Source organism: Isoptericola sp. NPDC056134 (assembly GCF_042264825.1).
Taxonomy (GTDB): domain Bacteria; phylum Actinomycetota; class Actinomycetes; order Actinomycetales; family Cellulomonadaceae; genus Isoptericola; species Isoptericola nanjingensis.
In genome coordinates, this window is sequence record NZ_JBHJVM010000008.1 from 85,577 (window position 1) to 106,838 (window position 21,262).

Genomic DNA, 21,262 nt, shown 5'->3' on the forward strand with positions numbered 1-21,262 from the left:
GTACGGACGCGCGCGGGGCGCACGTCTGTGTGTGCGCCAACGTAGTCCACCGGAAGGACGTCCGCCCGGCAACCCCCGCCCGCCCGTGGTTTGCTCGGAGCGGGGCTGCACAGTGACCTCGGCAACATCGGCGACCCGCGGCATGACGTAGATCACGGATCCTTGACCGCCCGATGGTGTTCCCCCGGCCCGTCTGGGGACACAATGAGTGATGACCACCCGTTCGGGGGCCGCACCGCCGCGACCACGCCACGCGGTGCCTTCACGACGGGATGCCTGACACGGACCGGGGCGGCGACCATGTGCCGCACGCCGTCCGAAGATGAGAGAGGTTGCTGGTGGCTTCGTACGACGAGACCGGACCGTTGATCAACGGCCTGCTCAGCGCCGTCCCGGACATCGACCCCGCCGAGACCGGCGAGTGGGTCGAGTCGTTCGACGGTCTGATCGACGACAAGGGCGGCCCGCGGGCGCGCTACGTCATGCTCAACCTGCTGCGTCGCGCGCGGGAGCGCAACGTGCACATCCCCGCGACCGTGGCGACGCCGTACGTCAACACGATCGCCGTGCACGACGAGCCGTACTTCCCGGGCGACGAGGCGATGGAGCGCCGCTACCGCTCCTGGATCCGCTGGAACGCGGCCGTCATGGTGACGCGCGCCCAGCGCCCCGAGATCTCCGTGGGCGGCCACATCTCCTCCTACGCGTCGGTCGCGACGCTGTACGAGGTGGGCCTGAACCACTTCTTCCGCGGCAAGGACCACCCGGGCGGCGGCGACCAGGTGTACTTCCAGGGGCACTCCTCCCCCGGCCAGTACGCCCGCAGCTTCCTCGAGGGCCGCATGTCGGCCGAGACGCTCGACGGGTTCCGCCAGGAGAAGTCGCACGCCGGAGGCGGCCTCCCCTCGTACCCGCACCCGCGCATGCTGCCGGACTTCTGGGAGTTCCCGACCGTCTCGATGGGCCTCGGCCCGGCCTCGGCGATCTACCAGGCCTGGACCAACAAGTACCTGCACAACCGCGGCATCAAGGACACGAGCCAGCAGGACGTCTGGGCGTTCCTGGGCGACGGCGAGATGGACGAGCCCGAGTCGCGCGGCATGCTGCAGCAGGCGGCGCACCAGCAGCTCGACAACCTGACGTTCGTCGTGAACTGCAACCTGCAGCGCCTCGACGGTCCGGTCCGCGGAAACGGCAAGATCATGCAGGAGCTGGAGGCCCAGTTCAAGGGCGCCGGCTGGAACGTCATCAAGGTCGTCTGGGGCCGTGAGTGGGACGCCCTGCTCAACGCGGACAAGGACCGCGCCCTGGTCAACCTCATGAACGCCACGCCCGACGGCGACTACCAGACGTACCGCGCGGAGTCCGGCGCGTTCATCCGTGAGCACTTCTTCGGCCGCGACCCGCGGACCAAGGCGCTCGTCGAGAACATGACCGACGACGACATCTGGAACATGAAGCGCGGCGGTCACGACTACCGCAAGATCTACGCGGCGTACTCCGCGGCCCGCGCCCACACCGGCCAGCCGACGGTCATCCTCGCGCAGACGGTCAAGGGCTACGCCCTCGGCTCCAGCTTCGCCGGCCGCAACGCCACGCACCAGATGAAGAAGGTCAAGAACTCCGACCTCAAGGCGCTGCGCGACAACCTGCACATCCCGCTGACGGACGAGCAGATCGACGCCGACCCGTACCTGCCCCCGTACTACCACCCGGGCATGGACGACGAGGCGATCCAGTACATGCTGGAGCGCCGTCGCCACCTGGGCGGCTTCGTGCCCGAGCGCCGCTCGACGCCGAAGCCGCTGACGCTGCCGGAGCCGAAGGCCTACGAGATCCTCAAGATGGGCTCGGGCACGCAGCACGTCGCCAGCACGATGGCCTTCGTGCGCCTGCTCAAGGACCTCATCAAGGACAAGGAGTTCGGCAAGCGCGTCGTGCCGATCATCCCCGACGAGGCCCGCACGTTCGGTCTGGACGCGATCTTCCCCAGCGCCAAGATCTTCAACACGCAGGGGCAGAACTACCTCGCCGTGGACCGTGAGCTCATGCTGAGCTACAAGGAGTCCGAGTCGGGGCAGATCATGCACACGGGCATCAACGAGGCCGGCTCCGCCGCGGCCTTCCAGTCCGTCGGCACGTCGTACGCGACGCACGGCGAGGCCATGGTGCCGGTCTACATCTTCTACTCGATGTTCGGCTTCCAGCGGACCGGCGACCAGTTCTGGGCGGCCGGCGACCAGCTCGCCCGCGGCTTCATCATCGGCGCCACCGCCGGTCGCACCACCCTGACCGGTGAGGGTCTGCAGCACGCCGACGGCCACTCGCCGCTCATCGCCGGCACCAACACGGCGATGGTGCAGTACGACCCGGCGTACGGCTACGAGATCCGCCACATCATGCGCGACGGCATCGAGCGCATGTACGGCGACGGGTCCGACGGCCGCGACCAGAACGTCATGTACTACCTCACGGTGTACAACGAGCCGATGATCCAGCCGGCGGAGCCGGAGGAGGTGGACGTCGACGGCATCCTCCGCGGCATCCACCGGATCGCGACGTCCGACGTCGAGGGCCCCAAGGCGCAGCTCCTCGCCTCCGGCGTGGGCGTGCCGTGGGCGCTCGAGGCGCAGCAGCTCCTCGCGGAGGACTGGGGCGTGTCGGCCGACGTGTGGTCGGTGACCAGTTGGAACGAGCTGCGTCGTGACGCGCTCGCCGCGGAGAAGGACGCGCTGGTCGACCCGACGGCCGAGCCGCGCGTCCCGTACCTGACACAGAAGCTGTCGGGCGCCCAGGGACCGTTCGTCGCGACCAGCGACTACGACCACCTGGTGCCGGACCAGATCCGCGCCTGGGTCCCGGGCGACTACGCGGTGCTCGGTGCGGACGGCTTCGGCTTCTCCGACACCCGCGCGGCCGCGCGGCGCTTCTTCCTCATCGACGGCCCGTCGATGGTCGTGAAGACGCTGCAGCAGCTCGCCCGCCGCGGCGAGGTCCCGGCCGACGTCGTCGCCAAGGCGGTGGAGAAGTACCGCCTGCTCGACGTCAACGCCGGCACGTCCGGCGTCGCGGGCGGCGACAGCTGACGTCACGCCGCACAGCACGAAGGCCCCGAGCCGCACGGCTCGGGGCCTTCGTGCTGTCCCCGGCGGAATCGTCGGGGCGACGTCGGCGGGGTGCTACGTCGGCGAGGTCTGCTCGCGGGCCGCGACGACGCGGTCCAGCTCCGCCCGCAGCTCGGCCGTGCCGGGGTGCTGCGCGAGCGACTCCAGGTGCTGGCGCGCCTCCGTGACGCGCCCCGCCTCGAGCGCGGCGAGGACGAGCTGGCGCCCCACCTCGGGGGTGTGCTCGCGGGCGCGCCAGTGCCCGATGCCGAGACCGAGCGCCTCGGTCGCCATGCCGGCCTCGCGCAGGATCGCCAGGCCCTCGGCCAGGGCCTCGCCGCCAGGGTCTCGTTCGGCGGCGGTGGCGAGCCGGCGGGCCGCGCCCTCCGGGTCGTCGGCCACGGACAGTCGTCCGAGCTCGAGCAACGGGCGCCAGCCGCGCGGATGTCCGGCGAGCTCCTCCGCGAGCGACCACACGGCGAGGTCGGCGGCCCGCTGCACCGCGGCCTCGTCGGAGGGTGCCGTGAGCGGGTCCTCGGCGTTGGGCGACTCGGCCGCCCGTCGGCGCACGATCTCCGCGAGCGCGCGGAAGGCCGGCGCGTCGTTCGGGTCGTCGGTGAGGATCGCCCGCAGGGCGTCCTCGGACTGCCTGTCCCCGTGCTCCCGCGACGACGACGGGCGGCGCGCCGCGACCGTGGAGGCGGAGAACGGCCGGCGCAGCAGCTGCCGGAGCCGGGGCATGAGGGCCATGGACCGACACTATCCAATGACCCCCGCCGCGGCCGGGGCCCCGCTCCGCCCGTCCGGACGTTTGTGCACTCCCCACAACCACGCCCGTATCCTCGACCCATGACGAGCAGCGGCACGCCGACCTCCACGACCGACGGGACCGCCGTCCCGGAGGGCGGCACGGACGGCGCACCCGTCTCCCGGGGCGAGAACGTGCAGCGCGTGCGCGAGGGCATGGGGCTGCTCACCTCGACCGCGATGCGCCGCCTCGAGGAGGAGGTGCACTGGTACCGGCACCTCCCGGCGGAGGACCGGTCGTACGTGGCCCTGGTCGCGCAGTCCGGCATCAACGCCTTCGTGAGCTGGTTCGCCGAGCCCACGCCCACCCCGCACGGCGTGGGCGAGATGTTCGCCGCCGCGCCGCCCGAGCTCACGCGCTCCATCTCCCTGCAGCACACGCTGCAGCTCGTGCGCCTCATGGTCGACGTCGTGGAGCAGCACTCGGACGAGATCGCGGCCCCCGGGTACGAGCGGGAGCTACGGGAGGCGGTGCTGCGCTACTCCCGCGAGATCGCCTTCTCGGCCGCCGAGGTGTACGCCCGCGCCGCCGAGGTGCGTGGCGCGTGGGACGCCCGTCTCGAGGCCCTGGTCGTGGACGCGCTGGTGCGTGGCGACGGCGACGACTCGCTCCGCTCGCGGGTGTCGGCGCTCGGGTGGAGCGGCCGTGGCCAGGCGCTCGTGATGGTGGGCGAGGCGACGACGCGGCTCGACGACGTCCGCACGGCCGAGCTCCGGCGGCTCGCCCGCCGCGCGGCCGGCGACGCCCTGGTCGGCATCCACGGCGACCGGCTGGTGCTCGTGCTGGGCGGCGAGGGCGACCTGGTCGCCGCCGCCACGTCCCTCCTGGACCGCTTCGGTCCCGGGCCCGTGGTGATCGGCGGCGTCGTGCCCGACGTCTCCGACGCGGCGGCGTCCGCGGCCGCCGCCCTCGCCGGTCTGGCCGCGGCACCCGCGTGGCCGCAGGCGCCGCGCCCCGTCCTCGCCGACGAGATCCTGCCGGAACGCGTGCTGACCGGCGACGTCACCGCACGCCGCACCCTCGTGGCCCAGGCCTACCGCCCCCTGCAGGAGGCGTCGGGCTCGGTGCTCGAGACCCTGTCCGCGTACCTGGGCACGGGCCGGTCGCTCGAGGCCGCCGCACGCCGCCTGTACGTGCACCCGAACACGGTCCGCTACCGGCTGCGCAAGGTCTCCGAGATCACCGGCTGGGACCCGCTCGACGCCCGCGAGTCGTTCGTCCTCCAGATCGCCCTGGCCCTCGGGCAGCTCGAGGGGGACCCGGGCGTCGTCTGAGTACCCGCCCTCTTGGAGGATTCCCACAATCGCTTTCGACGAGGTTCGTGCGCGTCGCGACGACGCACCCCCCGCGCGAGGTGACACCGTGGGCACGTGCTCGCCGTCGTCTGCCCTGGACAGGGCTCTCAGACCCCCGGGATGCTCAGCCCCTGGCTGGAGCTGCCCGGCACCGCCGACCTGCTCGACTCCTTCTCGGCCGCGGCCGGGACCGACCTCGCCCAGCACGGGACGACGTCGGACGCGGACACGATCCGCGACACGGCCGTGGCCCAGCCGCTGATCGTCTCGTCGTCGCTCCTCGCCCTGCGCGCCATCCTCGACGGCCGTCCCACGACCGAGGTCGTGGACGTCACCGCGGGCCACTCGGTCGGCGAGCTCAGCGCCGCAGCCGTCGCGGGCGCGCTCGACGACGCCGGCGCCGTCGGGCTGGTCTCGCACCGCGCCCGCGCGATGGGGGAGGCCGCCGCGGCCGCGCCGTCCGGCATGAGCGCCGTCGTCGGCGGCGACCCGGACGAGGTCCTGGCCGCGATCGAGGCGGCCGGCCTGTTCCCCGCGAACGTCAACGGGGGCGGCCAGGTCGTGGCCGCCGGCGACCCGGAGCGCCTCACCGCACTGGCCGCCGACCCGCCGACCCGCGCACGCGTCATCCCGCTGCAGGTCGCGGGCGCGTTCCACACCCCGTTCATGGAGTCGGCCCGCGTCGCCTTCGAGCAGGTCGCGACCGGCTGGCTCGCCACCGACCCGCGCCTCCCGCTGCTCTCGGACGCCGACGGCGCCACCTACGACACGCTCGCGGCCGGCTCCCACGGGCACGGCACCGCCACGGACGTCCTCGCGCGCCTCGCCGCGCAGGTCACCGCCCCGGTGCGCTGGGACCTGTGCCAGGCGACGCTCGCGGATCGCGGCGTCACCGGCATCCTCGAGCTCGCCCCGGGCGGCGTCCTCACGGGCCTGGCCAAGCGCGCGCTCAAGGGCGTCGAGTCCGTCGCCGTGAAGTCCCCCGACGACGTCGAGGCGGCGCGCGACCTCATCGCGCGCCACTCGGTCGTGGGCGGCGCGGAGGCGTCCGCGTGACCGACGGGTCCAGCGGCGCGCGCCGCGCGCTCCGCCAGGCCGAGCCGGTCCGCTTCTCGCGGATCCTGGCCGTCGCCGGCGAGCGGGGCGAGCGCGTCGTGACGAACGACGACGTCGCCGGCCCGATCGACTCCTCCGACGAGTGGATCCGCCAGCGCACCGGCATCGTCACCCGGCGGTACGCCGCCGCGGACGTCGACGTGCTCGACCTGGCCGAGGCGGCCGCCCGCAAGGCGCTCGACGCCGCCGGGATCACGGGCGCCGACGTGGACGTGGTGATCCTGTCGACGGTGACGTACTTCCACCAGACCCCGGCGGGTGCCGCCGTCCTGGCGGAGCGCCTCGGCGCCACCCCTGCCGCCGCCTACGACGTCTCGGCCGCCTGCGCCGGCTACGCGTACGGGATCGGCCAGGCGGACGCTCTCGTGCGGTCGGGCGCCGCCCGGCACGTGCTGGTGATCGGCGCCGAGAAGATGTCCGACTTCGTCGACCCGACCGACCGCTCCATCTCGTTCCTGCTGGGCGACGGCGCGGGCGCGGCCGTCGTCGGGCCGTCGGACACCCCCGGCATCGGTCCGACGGTGTGGGGCTCGGACGGCGCGAAGTCGCAGGCCATCTCGCAGACGCGCGGCTGGGCGGACCTGCGGGCGGAGCCGTCGGCCGGCTGGCCGACGCTGCGCCAGGACGGCCCGACCGTCTTCAAGTGGGCCAGCTTCCAGATGGCCCCGATCGCGGCGAAGGCGATGGCGGAGGCGGGCGTCGAGCCCGAGGACGTCCAGGTCTTCGTGCCGCACCAGGCGAACATGCGCATCATCGACCAGCTCGTCAAGCAGCTCCGGCTGCCGGACAGCGTCGTCGTCGCGCGTGACATCGCCGACACCGGCAACACGTCCGCCGCGTCGATCCCGCTCGCCACGGAGCGGCTGCTCGCCGAGGGGCAGGCCCGCTCGGGCGACCTGGCCCTGCAGATCGGCTTCGGCGCGGGCCTCGTCTACGCGGCCCAGGTCGTGGTGCTGCCCTAGCCTCTGGTGCGACCCTGGCACTCGGTCGCGCGACAGGTCGCGCGACCGGCCGCCCGGGGTCGTGACCGACCCCCGTGGTGCGGGACAATCGCACCGCAACACCCCACGGTGCCGGACGGCCGGTACCCCGTTTCAAGGAGAGACGCACCCCATGGCTTACACCTCCCAGGAGATCCTCGAGGGCCTCGCCGAGATCGTCGCCGAGGAGACCGGTCTGCCCACGGACGCGGTCGTGTCGGAGAAGTCGTTCACGGACGACCTCGACATCGACTCGCTGTCGATGATGACGATCGTGACCCACGCCGAGGACAAGTTCGGCGTCCGCATCCCCGACGACGAGGTCAAGAACCTCACCACGGTCGGCGACGCCGTCTCGTACATCGAGGGTGCGCAGGCCGCGTGACGCCGCGGGGCGCTCGCCCCGCCGCGCGGGCGGGCCGGTGAACCCCGGCCCGCCCGGCAACCTGAACCAGCCGTTCCCGCTCTCACCTCAGGAGTGACCCACCCATGACTGCCGCACCCGCCTCGCGCGACGTCGTCGTCACCGGCCTCGGCGCCACCACCCCGCTCGGTGGCGACGCCCCCAGCACCTGGGCTGCCGCCCTCGCGGGAGAGTCGGGCGCGCGCACCCTCGACAACGACTGGGCGGAGAAGTACGGGATCCCCGTCACCTTCGCCGCCACCATCAAGGTCACCCCCGACCAGGTGCTGTCCCGGCCCGAGACCAAGCGCATGGACCCGTCCACGCAGTACGCGATGGTCGCCGCGCGCGAGGCCTGGCAGGACGCCGGCGCCCCCGAGGTCGACGGCGAGCGGTTGGGCGCCGTGGTCTCCTCCGGCATCGGCGGCATCTGGACCACGCTGGACGGCTGGGACACGCTCCAGGAGCGCGGTGCCCGCCGCATGCTCCCGATGACCGTCCCGATGCTCATGCCCAACTCTCCCGCGGCCTACGTGTCGCTCGAGTTCGGCGCGAAGGCCGGGGCCCACGCCCTCGTGTCCGCCTGCGCGTCGGGCGCCGAGGCGATCGGCTACGGCGTCGACATGATCCGCGCCGGCCGCGCCGACGTCGTCGTGTGCGGCGGCACCGAGGCGACGATCCACCCGATGCCGATCGCGGCCTTCGCCGCGTCCCGCACGCTGTCGCTGCGCAACGACGACCCGCAGGGCGCCTCCCGCCCGTACGACGTCGACCGGGACGGCTTCGTCATCGGCGAGGGCGCCGCGATCGTGGTGCTGGAGAGCGCCGAGCACGCGGCCGCCCGCGGGGCCCGCGTCTACGCGAAGATCGCCGGCGTCGGGCTCTCCGCCGACGCCTTCCACATCACCTCCCCGGACCCCGAGGGCACCGGGCAGGTCTCCGCGATGCGCCGTTCGCTCGAGGACGCGGGCGTCACCGCCCGCGACGTCGTGCACGTCAACGCGCACGCCACGTCCACCAAGGTCGGCGACCTCACGGAGACCGCGTCGATCCGTACCCTCATGGGAGGCGAGGCCGACCACGTGCGGCTCTCGGCCACCAAGTCCATGACGGGCCACCTGCTGGGCGGCGCCGGCGCGCTCGAGACGCTCTTCACCGTCATGGCGGTGCACGAGCGGCTCGCCCCGCCCACGATCAACGTGGCCAACCCGGACCCCGAGCTCCAGGTGCCGCTGGTGCGGGCCACCCCGGAGAAGTTGCCCGACGGCGACATCGTCGCGCTCAACAACTCGTTCGGCTTCGGCGGCCACAACGTCGCCCTCACGGTGACGAGCGCCTGAGAGGTCCGCTCCGCCCGCGTCGCACCGTCCGCAACACCTGTCCCTGATGCCCGGAGTCGTCGTCCGGGTCGGTTTGTCCCTCGTGATGCCTGCGTGATCCGGGCAACCTATGTTGGCGCCCGAGGCCACCAACGTAGGTGAGCCGCAGTGAAGGTCCGAGGGGGAGACCAGTGGCACGTGCGCGCCGTCATGCGAAGCAGGGTCGATCGACAGCTCACGGGAACGGGGCGGCTCCCCCGCAACGATCCCGACGGCGCGGCGACGCTCTGCGAAACCTCACCGCCGGTGTGACCTCAGCAGCCGTGCTCGGGGCGCTCGCCTTCGCGGGCGCTCCGAGCGCGGCCGCCGTGCCTACCGACGCGTCGGAGTCCCTGGGCAAGTTCCTCGGCGGTGACGTGGTCCTCGGGAACGTGGACCTCGACTCGATCGCCGAGGTGGAGGGGGCCGACGCCGCGTACCCGTCGGGCACCTCTCCGGACACCAACCCGCTCGCAGCCGACGTGCTCAACACGCTCGACGTCGACCTCACCGACACGCTCCAGCTCTTCGGCCCGGGCGGCATCGTGGAGCTCGGTGCGGTGAACCAGTACGCCGGCGCCGACGAGGACGGCTCCACCTCCGCCTCGGGCGCCGTGACCGACCAGGGCGCCATCTCGTTGGGCGGCTCGGAGCAGTTCCCGGCCGACGCCACCGTGTCGTTGACCCCGCTGGTGCCCGAGGCCCTGCGCGACTCCACCGTCTCGCAGCTCGACCTGTCCCTCGGCGCGCTCTCCGCGACGGCCCAGGCCGAGCCTGGCTCCGACCCGACCGGCGACTACCAGATCGCGGGCGCGACCCTTGACCTCACCAGCCCCCTCGTCGGCAACGTCTACACCCAGCTTCAGAACGCCATCACCCCGGTGCAGTCGTCGCTCGACGGTCTTGAGGGCACGCTCACCACGGCGCTCGACGGCCTGATCAACGTCAATCTGGCCGTCGCGCGCTCGACCGGTGCCGTGGACGTCGCGGTCCCGGACCTCACGCAGGCGCTGCCCACCGGTTTCGTGGGCGACGGCGCCGTCCAGGTCAACCTCGAGACCGGCGAGGTCAGGGTCGACCTCGAGCAGCTGCTCGCGGACGACCCGGACCTGCCCGACCTCGACGAGCTGCCGGCGAACTACGAGATCCTCAACGGCGACGTGGTCGCTGCGATCTCCGACGCCGTCACCAGCACGATCACGTCGGTCGTGCAGGACGTCGCCGACGGCGTGCACGCCGCCGTCGAGGCCACCGCCGTCAGCGTGGACATCGACTTCCAGGTGTTCTCCGTGCTCACGTGGACGGACGTCCTGAGCCTCGACCTCGACGCCAGCCTCGCGGAGATCGACGCCGGCACCGCCACCGCGGACATCGACGTCCTCGGCAGCACCGCGCTCGTCAACACCCTGCTCGGCGCTCTAGGGCTCGGCTCCACGCAGGCGCTCGCGTCTGCGGTCGTCAACGCCCTCCTCGCGCCGGTCGGTGCGGTGTTCACCCTCCTCGACACGATGGAGAGCACGCTCGACGGCATCACGGGGCCCCTAGCGACGGAGGTCGTCGGCCCGGTCCTCGACGTCCTCACCGGCGTCGTGTCGCTCACGGGCAACGTGCAGGAGCAGCCGGGAGACCTCCCCGACCACGACCCGTCGGGGGCAACCTCGTTCACGGAGCGCGCGCTGTCGGTGCGCCTGCTCTCGCTCGGCACCGGCGACGACCTGGCCACCGTCAACCTCGCGTCGGCGACCGTCCGCGCCGTGGCGGCACCGACGATCGCCGCCGACCCGGCGACGGTCCAGGCCGATGCCCGGACGACGATCACCGGCGCCGGCTTCGCGCCCGAGACGCCGCTGACCGTCCGGCTCACCGACGCAACCACGGGCGACCCCGTCGGCGACCCGGTCTCCGTCACGTCGGACGGCGACGGAGCGTTCAGCGTTCCGCTGCCGGTCGGTGCGGACACCGCGCCGGCCGACTACACGGTCACGGCGACCGGCGACCCGTCCGGCGTCGTCCCGTCCGCCCCGCTCACGGTCACCGCCGCGCCGAGCATCGCCGCCGACCCCGGCACCGTCCCGGCCGGCGGCAGCACCACCATCACCGGCGAGAGCTTCACGCCCGCGGGCGACGTCACCGTCCAGCTCGTCGACGAGAACGGTGACGCCGTGGGAGACCCGGTCGCCACGACCGCCGACGACGCGGGCGCCGTCGAGGTCGCCCTGCCCACCGGTGCGGGCACCGCCCCGGGCGCGTACACCGTCGTCGCCACGGACGCGGGGACCGGTGCGACCGCGGAGGCGGACCTCGCCGTGACCGCGGCCCCCGCGATCACGCTCGACCCGACGACCGTGACGCCGGGCGGGACCACGACGGTGACCGGGACCGGGTTCACCCCCGGGTCCGAGGTCTCCGTCCAGCTCACGGACGAGAGCGGCGAGCCCGTCGGCGACCCGATCACCACCACGGCCACCGACGCGGGCGCCATCGGGGTCCCGTTCGTCGTCCCCGCCGATGCCGCGACGGGCGACTACTCCGTGGCCGCCACGGACGTCACGGGTGCCACCGCCACGGCGGACCTCACGGTCATCGACCCCGCCGTCACCACCGACCCGGGCACCGTCCCGGCCGGCGGCACCACCACCGTCACCGGCAGCGGCTTCACGCCCGGCGGGGAGGTCACCGTCCAGCTCACGGGCCCCGGTGGCACCCCGGTCGGCGAGCCGGTCACGACGACGGCCACGGAGGCGGGAGCCATCGAGGTCGCCCTTCCGACGGCTCCGGGCACGGCCCCGGGGACGTACGCGGTGGTCGCGACCGACGTCTCCGGCCTCACCGCCGAGGTCCCGCTCGAGGTCACCGAGACGCCGACCATCGTCGTCGACCCCGGCACGGTCCCGGCGGGCGGCACCACCACGGTCACCGGCGACGGGTTCACGCCCGGAGGCGAGGTGACCCTGCAGCTCACCGACGCCGACGGCGACCCGGTCGGCGACCCCGTCACCACGACCGCCGGGGACGACGGCGCCATCGAGGTCGACGTCCCCGTACCGGCCGACACCACGCCGGGCGACCTCGCCGTCGTCGCCACGGACCCCTCGGGCGCCACGGCCGAGGCCCCGCTCGAGGTCACCGAGGCGCCGACCATCGTCGCCGACCCGGGCACCGTCCCGGCAGGCGGCACCACCACCGTCACCGGCGACGGGTTCACGCCCGGAGGCGAGGTGACCCTGCAGCTCACCGACGCCGCGGGCGACCCGGTGGGTTCCCCGGTGACCGTGGCGGCCGGGCCGGGCGGCGAGGTCAGCACTCCCCTGACGGTGCCGTCGGGCACGCCGAGCGGCCCCACCACCGTCGTCGCCACCGACGCCACGGGCGCCACGGCCGACGCCCCGCTCGCCGTCACCGGGCCGCCCTCGGTCGCCGTCGACCCCGGCACCGTCCCGGCCGGCGGTACCACGACCGTCACCGGCGGGGGCTTCACGCCGGGCGAGGACGTGACCGTGCAGCTCACGGACGAGGACGGCGAACCGGTCGGCGACGCGGTCACCACGACCGCCACCGACGCGGGCACGATCGAGGTGGAGCTCACCGTTCCGGCCGACGCCGCGCCGGGCGATCACACGGTCGTGGCCACCGACTCCTCCGGCGCCACGGCCGACGCCCCGCTCACGGTCACCGCGGCACCGACCGTCGCCGTCGACCCTGGCACCGTGCCGGCCGGCGGCACCACCACCGTCACCGGCGCCGGCTTCACGCCCGGCGAGGACGTCACCGTCCAGCTCACCGACGACGCCGGGAACCCGGTCGGCGACCCCGTCACCACCACCGCCGACGACAGCGGCGCCGTCGAGGTCGACCTCCCGGTTCCCGCGGGCACCACCCCGGGTGGCTACACGGTCGTCGCCTCCGACGTCACGGGCGCCACCGCCGAGGCTCCGCTGGCCGTCACCGCCGCCCCGACGATCGCGGCCGACCCCGGCACCGTCCCGGCCGGCGGCACCACCACCGTCACCGGGGAGGGCTTCACCCCCGGCGAGGACGTCACCGTCCAGCTCACCGATGCCGACGGCGAGCCCGTCGGTGACCCGGTCACCACGACCGCCACCGACGCGGGCGCGATCGAGGCCGTCGTGCCGACGACGGCCGGCACGCCGCTCGGTGACCACACCGTCGTCGCCACCGACGTCAGCGGAGCGACGGCCGAGGCCCCGCTCGTGGTCACGTCCGCCCCGACGATCGCCGTCGACCCGGGCACCGTGCCCGCCGGCGGCTCCACCACGGTCACCGGCGACGGGTTCACCCCCGGCGAGGACATCACCGTGCAGCTCACGGACGCCGACGGCGACCCGGTCGGCGAGCCCGTCACCACCACCGCCGGGGACGACGGCGCCATCAGCGTCGATCTCCCGGTCCCGGCCGACACCACCCCGGGCGACCTCACCGTCGTCGCGACGGACTCCTCCGGCGCCGCCGCCGAGGCCCCGCTCGAGGTCACCGCGGCGCCGACCATCGTCGTCGACCCGGGCACGGTCCCGGCGGGCGGCACCACCACCGTCACCGGGGAGGGCTTCACCCCCGACGAGGACGTCACCGTGCAGCTCATGGACGCCGACGGCGACCCGGTCGGCAGCCCTGTCACCACCACCGCCGGGGACGACGGCACCATCAGCGTCGGCCTCCCGGTCCCGGCCGACACCACACCCGGTGACTTCACGGTCGTCGCCTCCGACGTCACGGGGGCCGCCGCAGAGGCGCCACTGACGGTCACCCCCGCCCCCGCCCTCGTGGCCGATCCCGGCACCGTGCCCGCCGGCGGCGCCACCACGGTGACGGGCACCGGCTTCACGCCGGGGTCGGACGTCGCCGTGCAGCTCACCGACCCTGACGGGGAGCCGCTCGGTAGCCCGACCACGGTGACGGCGGGCGACGACGGCGGCTTCGAGGTCGACATCCCCGTCCCGGCCGACGCCGAGCCCGGTGACCACTCCGTGGTGGCGCAGGACGTCACCGGGGCCACGGCCCAGGCGCCGCTCGAGATCACCACGGCCCCGACCATCACCGTCGAGCCCGGCACCGTGCCCGCCGGCGGCACCACCACCGTCACCGGCGACGGCTTCACCCCCGGCGCCGACGTGGTTGTCCAGCTCACCGACGACGCCGGAAACCCGGTCGGCGACCCGGTCTCGGCGACCGCCGGGGACGACGGCACGATCGAGGTCGACCTCCCGGTCCCGGCCGACACCACCCCCGGTGACCTCACCGTCGTCGCCATCGACTCCTCCGGCGCCACGGCCGAGGCGCAGCTCGAGGTCACCGCGGCGCCGACCATCGTCGTCGCCCCCGGCACCGTCCCGGCCGGCGGCACCACCACCGTCACCGGGGAGGGCTTCACCCCCGGCGAGGACGTCACCGTCCAGCTCACCGACGCGGACGGCGACGCGGTCGGCGACCCCGTCACCACGACCGCCGACGACGACGGCGCCATCAGCGTCGACCTCCCGGTCCCGGCCGACACCGCCCCGGGCGACCTCACCGTCGTCGCGACCGACTCCTCCGGCGCCGCCGCCGAGGCTCCGCTCGAGGTCACCGCCGCCCCGACGATCGCCGCCGACCCCGGCACGATCACGGCGGGCGACGCCACCACCGTGTCCGGCGACGGGTTCACGCCCGGAGGCGAGGTGAGCGTCCAGCTCACCGACGCGGACGGCGACCCGGTCGGCAGCCCCGTCACCACCACCGCCGACGACGACGGCGCCATCAGCGTCGACCTCCCGGTCCCGGCCGACACCGCCCCAGGTGACCTCACCGTCGTCGCGACCGACTCCTCCGGGGCGGCGGCGGAGGCCCCGCTCGTCGTGACCGCTCCCGAGCGGCCGACGCTCACCGCCGACCCCGGCAGCGTCCCGGCCGGCGGCACGACGACCGTGTCCGGCGGCGGTTTCGTCCCGGGCGACGCGGTCACGGTGCAGCTCGAGGACGCCGCGGGCGCGCCGGTGGGCGACGCGATCGACGTCGTCGTCGGTCCGGACGGCACCTTCACGGTCGTCCTCCCCGTGCCGGACGACGCCACCCCCGGCAACCACACGGTCGTCGCGACCACCTCCGACGGCGGCACGGTGGAGGCGGACCTGATCGTCACCGTGGGCGCGCCGCAGGAGCCGATCATCGACGTCGACCCGGGCTCCGCCGCCCCCGGCGACACCGTGACGGTCACCTGCGACGGGTTCGGCGGCGGCACCGTGAGCGTCCAGCTCGTGGGGCCGGACGGGGAGCCGGTCGGCGACCCTGTCGAGTGCGTGCCCGGTGACGACGGGAGCGGCACGGTCGAGCTGCCGGTGCCGGACGACGCCGAGCCCGGCGACCACACCGTGGTCGGCACGGGCCCCGACGGCACGACCGCCGAGGCGCCGCTGACCGTCACGGATCCCGGGACCGCACCCGGCGAGCGCGAGCTGCGCGCCTGGTTCTCCGAGGACGTGGTCGGCCGTGGCGACGTCCAGACGTTCCAGGCCTCCGGGTTCGACCCGGGCGAGCAGGTACGGGCCGTCGTCGCGTCCGAGCCGGTGAACCTGCCGGTCACGGTGGCGGACGCCGACGGGGTCGCGACCTGGACGTTCGACGTCCCGGCGGACTTCGAGCTCGGCATCCACACCGGCACCGCCACGAGCGTCGAGGCGGGCGACTCCGCCGCGGCGACGTTCCGCGTGGTCCTCACGGACGCCGGGCTCGACCCCGAGTCCGGCGGCGCCCCCGGCGCGCCGGACGCCGGACCCACCACGCCAGGTGCCGGCACCCTGCCCCGCACGGGCCCAGGGGACCTGCTCGCGCTGAGCCTGCTCGCGCTGCTGCTCCTCACTGCGGGTGCGGCGACCGTGGCGACGACGCGGCGACGGGCGACGCCGAAGGGCTGACCGCCCGCGGGCACGACGACGCCCCGTCACCTCCCAGGAGGTGGCGGGGCGTCGTCGTGCGTGTCGTGGGTCCGCTCAGCCCACGCGGTGCAGCCAGCGCACGGGAGCGCCGGCGCCGGCGTAGCGGAAGGGCTCGAGCTCGTCGTCCCAGGCGGTGCCCAGGGCGAGGTCGAGCGCCTCGCGCACGCCGCGGCCGTCGTGCGCGGACTCCATCGCGGCCCGGACACGATCCTCCGGGACGACGACGTTGCCGTGCACGTCGGTCATGGCGTGGAAGATGCCGAGGTCGGGCGTGTGCGACCACCGTGCGCCGTCGGCGCCGTGGCTCGCCTCCTCCGTCACCTCGTAGCGCAGGTGGTCCCAGCCCCGCAGGGCAGAGGCCAGCCGGGCACCCGTTCCCTGGGCGCCTTGCCACGAGTACTCGGCACGGTAAAGTCCGCGCCCCGCCGGCTGGGCAGTCCAGTCCAGCGACACGCGTCCCCCGAGCACGTTGCCCGCCGCCCACTCGAGGTGAGGGCAGAGCGCACGGGGTGCCGAGTGCACGAACAGCACACCGCGAGTGATCGCACCAGCCATGTTGTCCTCCCTGGTTCCGAGGTCCGTCTTCCCCTACGTCCTCGAACCGGTGGGCCTGCTGGTCGGCGAGCTCTGACGGTGTGTCGTCTTGACACATCCTGCCCGATGGCGGGCGAGGGTGCGAGAGGAAACGCAGACTTCATGCTTCCTCTTGAGCACCCCTTGAGGAACTCAGAGGCGCTCGCGCAGCTCCCGCATGGCCTTCTTGCGTGCCGTGCGCTCGAGGCGGTCCAGGTAGAGCTTGCCGTCCAGGTGGTCGCACTCGTGCTGGAGGCATCGCGCCATGAGGCCGGTGCCCTCGACCACGAGCTCGTTGCCGTCGACGTCCATGCCGACGACGCGGGCGTACCACGCACGGGTGGTGGGGTACCAGAGCCCCGGCACCGACAGGCAGCCCTCGTCGCCGTCCTGGGTCTCCTCCGAGAGGTCCACGATGCGCGGGTTGAGCACGTAGCCGATCTCGTCGTCGACGTTCCAGGAGAACGCCCGCAGGCTCACGCCGATCTGGTTGGCCGCGAGGCCCGCCCGGCCGTCGGCGTCGACGGTCTCGACGAGGTCCTCCACGAGGGAGCGGACTCGATCGTCCACGGTGGTGATCTCGTCGCAGGGTGTGCGCAGCACGGGGTCGGGCAGCACCCGGATCTCTCGCATCGCCATGGCCCGCATTCTCCCACGTCGTGAGCCGGTGGAGGCGCCGAATATCACGGTTTGATAACGTGCCGAGCGATGCTACGACCGATGACCGAGTCAACCACGCCCCCCGCCCCCGCACCGGGGCGGGCAGCCGCCCCCGCTGCGGGACGCCCGCGCCTCGCCGCCCTCGACGGGATGCGGTTCGTCGCGGCCATGGCCGTGCTCGCCTACCACTATCTCGCCGTCAACCACTCGGCCTGGGGCCCGCGCACCGACGAGGCGTTCCCGAACCTCCAGCCCGTCGCCGTCTTCGGGTCTTTCGGGGTCCAGCTCTTCTTCGTGGTCAGCGGGTTCGTCATCCTCATGTCCGCCTGGGGCCGCGACGTCCGGTCCTTCACCGCCTCGCGCGTGGGCCGCCTCTTCCCGGCGTACTGGCTGTCCGTGGCCGCCGTCGTGCTGCTGCTCGTGGTCGTCGCACCCGGCCACAAGGAGGTCGGCATCCCCGAGACGGCGGCGAACCTCACGATGGTCCAGCGCGCGTTCGGGGTGCAGGACATCGAGACCGTCTACTGGACCCTGTGGGCCGAGCTGCGCTTCTACGTCCTCGTCGGCGTGCTGCTCGCCTTCGGGATGACCCGCAACCGGCTCGTGGCCTTCGCCGCCGTGTGGCCCGTGCTCGCGGCCGTGGCGGTCCAGTCGGGCAGCACGCTCTGGATCACCGTGCTGGTGGGCACCGACGCCCCGCTGTTCGCCGGGGGCATGATGCTCTACCTGCTGACCAAGGAGCGCCGCTCGCTGGTGCTGTGGCTCGTTCTCGCGCTCAACATCGCCCTGGCCGGCGTGATCTCCGGCCACAGCCAGGCGTTGCGGATCGCCCACAGCACCGACGTCACCATCAGCCCCCAGACCTCCTGGGTCGCCATCCTGGTCTGCTTCGCCCTGGTCGCGCTGGTGTCGCTCACCCGCCTCAACCGGCTGTCGTGGAAGTGGCTCACCCTCGTCGGCGCCCTGACGTACCCGCTGTACCTGCTGCACTCCTCGTGGGGCCAGTGGCTCATCGGCAAGGCGAGCCCGCACGCGCCGGCGGCCGTGACGTTCGCCGTCGTCACCGTCGTCATGCTCGCCGCCGCCTACCTCGTGCACCGGTTCGTGGAGCGGCCGTTCGGCCCGCGCCTGAAGCGTGCCGTCGCGCGCGACCTCGAGCGCGCCGGACGCGCCCTCGGCCACGCGCCGGCCAGGACGACCCGCGCTCAGGCCCCCGAGGCGGAACCGGTCTCGTCCAGGTAGGCCTCCAGCACGTCGCGCAGCACCAGCGCCTGGTTGTGCTCCGTGTCGCGCGCCGAGAACACCAGCGTCAGGCGCCGGTCCCCCGCGCCCAGCCCCGCCAGCTCCGGAACCTCCGGGTTGTCCACGAGCTCGGCGCGGTAGCGGCGTTCGAACTCCTCGAACCGGTCCGGGTCGTGGTGGAACCAGGTGCGCAGGTCCGTCGACGGCGCGACCTCCTTGCACCAGCGGTCGAGGTGGGCGTGCTCCTGGGAGATCCCGCGCGGCCAGAGCCGGTCCACGAGCACCCGCGCGCCGTCGTCCGGGGCCGGCTCCTCGTACACGCGCTTGACGGTGATGGTCACTCACCCATGACACCGCGGCACGGGGGCCACCGCACGCCCCGGCCACCGCGCCGGTATGCTCGCCGCGCGCCCCGTTAGCTCAGCTGGTCAGAGCAGTCGACTCATAATCGATCGGTCGCCGGTTCAAGCCCGGCACGGGGCACTCCGAGACGGCGACGCCGGCAACAGAGCGACGAAGGTGGATGTGTGAGTATCAGCTCGGGTGGGGCCACCCTCGAGGACGGTGGCAGCACGTGGATCGTCTGGGGTGAGGTCGACGTCGCCGTCGCCCAGGACGTCGGCGACACGCTCAAGGCGTCCCTGGACGGACGACCCAAGACGATCGACCTCCGCCGGGTCACCTTCCTCGACTCGTCCGGCCTGCGGCTCCTCCTGCTCGGAGGGACCGCCGAGGAGGGGCCGCTGCTCGTCGGCGCCCCGGCCGCCGTCCGCGACGTCATCACCCTCACCGGTCTCGAGCACACGGTCCGGTTCGCCGAGCCCGACAGCACGCCGACCTCCGGCGACGACGACTCCTGACCCATCCCGCCGCCCTCACCCCGGCGGCCGCCTGACCTCGCGCTGACCTCTGGAGGAGAACCCTTGGACGACACCGTCATCCCGTCCGTCGTGTCCGGCGTGCCGATGGCACCGCCGCCACCGGGGTACGCCCCGGTCGCGGAATGGGTCCTCGCCGACTCCGAGGAGCTCAGCCGGCTGCGGTCCGCCCTCGCCCGCATCGTCGGCCCCTCGGGCGACGGTGCCACCGCGATGCACGACACCGCGGAGAAGATCGTCCTGATCGCCTCCGAGCTGGCGACGAACGCCCTTCTGCACGGTCTTCCGCCGACCGTCGTCCGCCTGCTGCGTGACGAGCGCACCTGGCTCCTCGACGTCGTCGACCACGACGTCGCCGGGGTGCCGGCCGTCGACGGCGACCGCCCCCCGGGCCACGGCGGGCTCGGCCTCCTCATCGCCGAGCGCCTGTCGGCGCGCGTGGGGTGGTACACCTCCGGCCCGGCAAAGCACGTGTGGGCGTCCTTCCCGTTGAACCACCCCGGCTGACCTGCGAAGAGGCGGTGACGAGGCGCACTCGAGCCGCTATCCTCCAGGGCCATGCTCCGCGTGCTGCCGATGCTGGCCTACCTCGCGCTCGTCGTCTACGCCCTCGTCGACGTCGTCCAGTCCGACGAGGAGGACGGCGGCGGCATCCAGAAGGGCTTCTGGATCCTCATCGTCCTGCTGCTCCCGTTCGCCGGGTCGATCGCGTGGCTCGTCGTGAGCCGCAGGGTCCGCGCGGACCGCGGGCCCGCGCCGCGGACCGGATACCCCGCCGGGCCCGTGCCGCCGGCGCAGTACCCGGGGCGTCGGCGCACCTGGGAGACGGACGAGACCGCCGCCGCCGAGCCCGACGACGACCCGGAGATGCGCTGGCTGCTGGAGCAGGCGCGGCTCAAGCACGAGCGCGAGCGCGAGCGCGAGCAGGCCGCGCGGGACGCACCCCGTCCGGTCGACGACGAAGGACGCACCGCCGCGGGCTGATCACACGGGGAGCGGGACGACCGCCCTCGCTCAGCCCGCCCAGCGCTGGAAGGCGTCGTCGGGCATCGGCACGGCCGTCGCCGCCAGGGCCGCCACGTCCGCATCGGGCGCCGGCCGCGACTCGACGACCACCAGCCACCCCTCGGGGACACCGGGGACCGCGCACCGCACATCCACACCGGGCACCTCCGGCGCGGTCGAGTGGACGTCGCACGGCGACACCTCCGGAGGCAGCGCGATCGACCCGGGCGGGTAGGTGAGCACGGTGACGGAGATCCCGGGCGCCGAGTAGGTCGCCGACGAGTTCTCCTCCCCGACGACGACGTCGTACGGCTCGAGGTACGGGACGTCGAGCACGTACGGACGGGTCAGCGCAGCCTGCGCCTCCTGCCACGACGCCTGCTCGGCCGCGCGGTGCGAGAGCCACCCGGCGACACCGAGCACGACGAGGACGAGCACGCCCGCGAGCCTCCAGGCCCGTGGCAGCGCCAGTGCGGCCACCGCGCCGGCGAGCAGGGCGGCCACCGCGCCCACGAGGACGGGCGGCGCCGGAGCGAACAGCGACGGAGCGAGCGAGTGCACGGCCCACGCCACGGTCGCGACGACCGGCGCGAGTCCGCCCACTCCCCCGGCGCTCGGGCTCGCCGACCGCATCACGGCCCGGCAGACCCAGGAGGCCAGGCCGACCGGCACCGCCAGCAGCAGGAGGCCCGCTCCCCCGACGCCGGTGCTCAGCGCCGCCACCACGAAGACGTAGTACACGAACGGGAGCGACAGGGCGGTCGTCGCCACGACGACCAGCAGGCGTGTCGCCGGTGCCGGGGGCGACGGGGTCGCCACCGTGCTCCCTGTCCCCGTCTGCGGCCGCGTCGGCGTCATGCGCACATCCTGCCGGGCTGCCGCCACCGCGACCAACGGTTCGGCCGTCGTGG

At 73.8% G+C, this 21,262-nt stretch carries 16 protein-coding genes and 1 tRNA gene; 12 read left to right on the plus strand and 5 right to left on the minus strand.

Going from position 1 to position 21,262, the window contains the following annotated elements; translation table 11 throughout:
- The first annotated feature begins 338 nt into the window (after positions 1–338).
- Positions 339–3,086, plus strand: a complete 2,748-nt coding sequence (gene aceE / locus ACFCZN_RS09985; protein ID WP_430556672.1) for a pyruvate dehydrogenase (acetyl-transferring), homodimeric type — start codon at positions 339–341, stop codon at positions 3,084–3,086.
- A gap of 93 nt (positions 3,087–3,179) precedes the next feature.
- Here the strand turns inward: aceE and ACFCZN_RS09990 are convergent, their stop codons facing one another.
- The gene (locus ACFCZN_RS09990) at positions 3,180–3,854 is read right to left on the minus strand and encodes a hypothetical protein (RefSeq protein WP_430556673.1); all 675 of its coding nucleotides are present in this window, start codon (positions 3,852–3,854) and stop codon (positions 3,180–3,182) included.
- 99 nt (positions 3,855–3,953) lie between these two features.
- On the opposite strand from ACFCZN_RS09990, the gene ACFCZN_RS09995 reads away from it, so the two are divergent.
- The 6 genes from ACFCZN_RS09995 (at position 3,954) to ACFCZN_RS10020 (ending at position 15,972) form a co-directional block, all read left to right on the plus strand.
- Positions 3,954–5,186 carry a PucR family transcriptional regulator gene (locus ACFCZN_RS09995; RefSeq protein WP_429764199.1) on the plus strand — a complete coding sequence of 411 codons (1,233 nt, stop codon included), beginning with the start codon at positions 3,954–3,956 and terminating at the stop codon, positions 5,184–5,186.
- A gap of 96 nt (positions 5,187–5,282) precedes the next feature.
- Positions 5,283–6,263, plus strand: a complete 981-nt coding sequence (locus tag ACFCZN_RS10000; RefSeq protein ID WP_430556674.1) for an ACP S-malonyltransferase — start codon at positions 5,283–5,285, stop codon at positions 6,261–6,263.
- A complete protein-coding gene (locus ACFCZN_RS10005; RefSeq protein ID WP_429764197.1) occupies positions 6,260–7,285 on the plus strand; it encodes a beta-ketoacyl-ACP synthase III in 1,026 nt (341 codons plus the stop codon). Before ACFCZN_RS10000 ends, ACFCZN_RS10005 begins: the two co-directional genes overlap by 4 nt.
- 151 nt (positions 7,286–7,436) lie before the next feature.
- Entirely contained in the window at positions 7,437–7,688 is a 252-nt protein-coding gene (locus ACFCZN_RS10010; RefSeq protein ID WP_079574895.1) for an acyl carrier protein, read from the plus strand.
- Between the two features lie 104 nt (positions 7,689–7,792).
- Positions 7,793–9,046, plus strand: coding sequence for a beta-ketoacyl-[acyl-carrier-protein] synthase family protein (locus tag ACFCZN_RS10015; protein WP_430556675.1), 1,254 nt, complete (start codon positions 7,793–7,795; stop codon positions 9,044–9,046).
- A gap of 287 nt (positions 9,047–9,333) precedes the next feature.
- Positions 9,334–15,972: a choice-of-anchor G family protein gene (locus tag ACFCZN_RS10020; RefSeq protein WP_430556676.1), complete on the plus strand. Its 6,639-nt coding sequence runs from the start codon at positions 9,334–9,336 to the stop codon at positions 15,970–15,972.
- Positions 15,973–16,047: 75 nt separating this feature from the next.
- Here ACFCZN_RS10020 and ACFCZN_RS10025 read toward each other — a convergent pair whose 3' ends face one another.
- Positions 16,048–16,548: a DUF3145 domain-containing protein gene (locus tag ACFCZN_RS10025; protein WP_429732474.1), complete on the minus strand. Its 501-nt coding sequence runs from the start codon at positions 16,546–16,548 to the stop codon at positions 16,048–16,050.
- Positions 16,549–16,719: 171 nt separating this feature from the next.
- Positions 16,720–17,205, minus strand: a complete 486-nt coding sequence (def, locus tag ACFCZN_RS10030) for a peptide deformylase (protein WP_429764192.1) — start codon at positions 17,203–17,205, stop codon at positions 16,720–16,722.
- Between the two features lie 81 nt (positions 17,206–17,286).
- Between def and ACFCZN_RS10035 the strand changes: the two genes are divergently transcribed.
- Positions 17,287–18,468, plus strand: a complete 1,182-nt coding sequence (locus ACFCZN_RS10035; protein WP_429764191.1) for an acyltransferase family protein — start codon at positions 17,287–17,289, stop codon at positions 18,466–18,468.
- Here the strand turns inward: ACFCZN_RS10035 and ACFCZN_RS10040 are convergent.
- A complete protein-coding gene (locus tag ACFCZN_RS10040) occupies positions 18,432–18,809 on the minus strand; it encodes a DUF488 domain-containing protein (protein ID WP_430556677.1) in 378 nt (125 codons plus the stop codon). The two genes, ACFCZN_RS10035 and ACFCZN_RS10040, sit on opposite strands and share 37 nt — an antisense overlap.
- Positions 18,810–18,877: 68 nt before the next feature.
- On the opposite strand from ACFCZN_RS10040, the gene ACFCZN_RS10045 reads away from it, so the two are divergent.
- The 4 genes from ACFCZN_RS10045 (at position 18,878) to ACFCZN_RS10060 (ending at position 20,330) form a co-directional block, all read left to right on the plus strand.
- Positions 18,878–18,951, plus strand: a tRNA-Ile gene (locus ACFCZN_RS10045).
- A 44-nt stretch (positions 18,952–18,995) separates the two neighbouring features.
- Positions 18,996–19,328, plus strand: coding sequence for an STAS domain-containing protein (locus tag ACFCZN_RS10050; RefSeq protein ID WP_429764189.1), 333 nt, complete (start codon positions 18,996–18,998; stop codon positions 19,326–19,328).
- A gap of 63 nt (positions 19,329–19,391) precedes the next feature.
- Complete coding sequence (locus ACFCZN_RS10055; protein ID WP_429764188.1) at positions 19,392–19,853, plus strand: ATP-binding protein; 462 nt, start codon at positions 19,392–19,394, stop codon at positions 19,851–19,853.
- Positions 19,854–19,904: 51 nt separating this feature from the next.
- On the plus strand, positions 19,905–20,330 hold the full coding sequence (locus ACFCZN_RS10060; protein ID WP_430556678.1) for a PLD nuclease N-terminal domain-containing protein: 426 nt from the start codon (positions 19,905–19,907) through the stop codon (positions 20,328–20,330).
- Positions 20,331–20,360: 30 nt separating this feature from the next.
- Here the strand turns inward: ACFCZN_RS10060 and ACFCZN_RS10065 are convergent, their stop codons facing one another.
- Positions 20,361–21,209: a hypothetical protein gene (locus ACFCZN_RS10065; RefSeq protein WP_430556679.1), complete on the minus strand. Its 849-nt coding sequence runs from the start codon at positions 21,207–21,209 to the stop codon at positions 20,361–20,363.
- Positions 21,210–21,262: the final 53 nt, after the last annotated feature.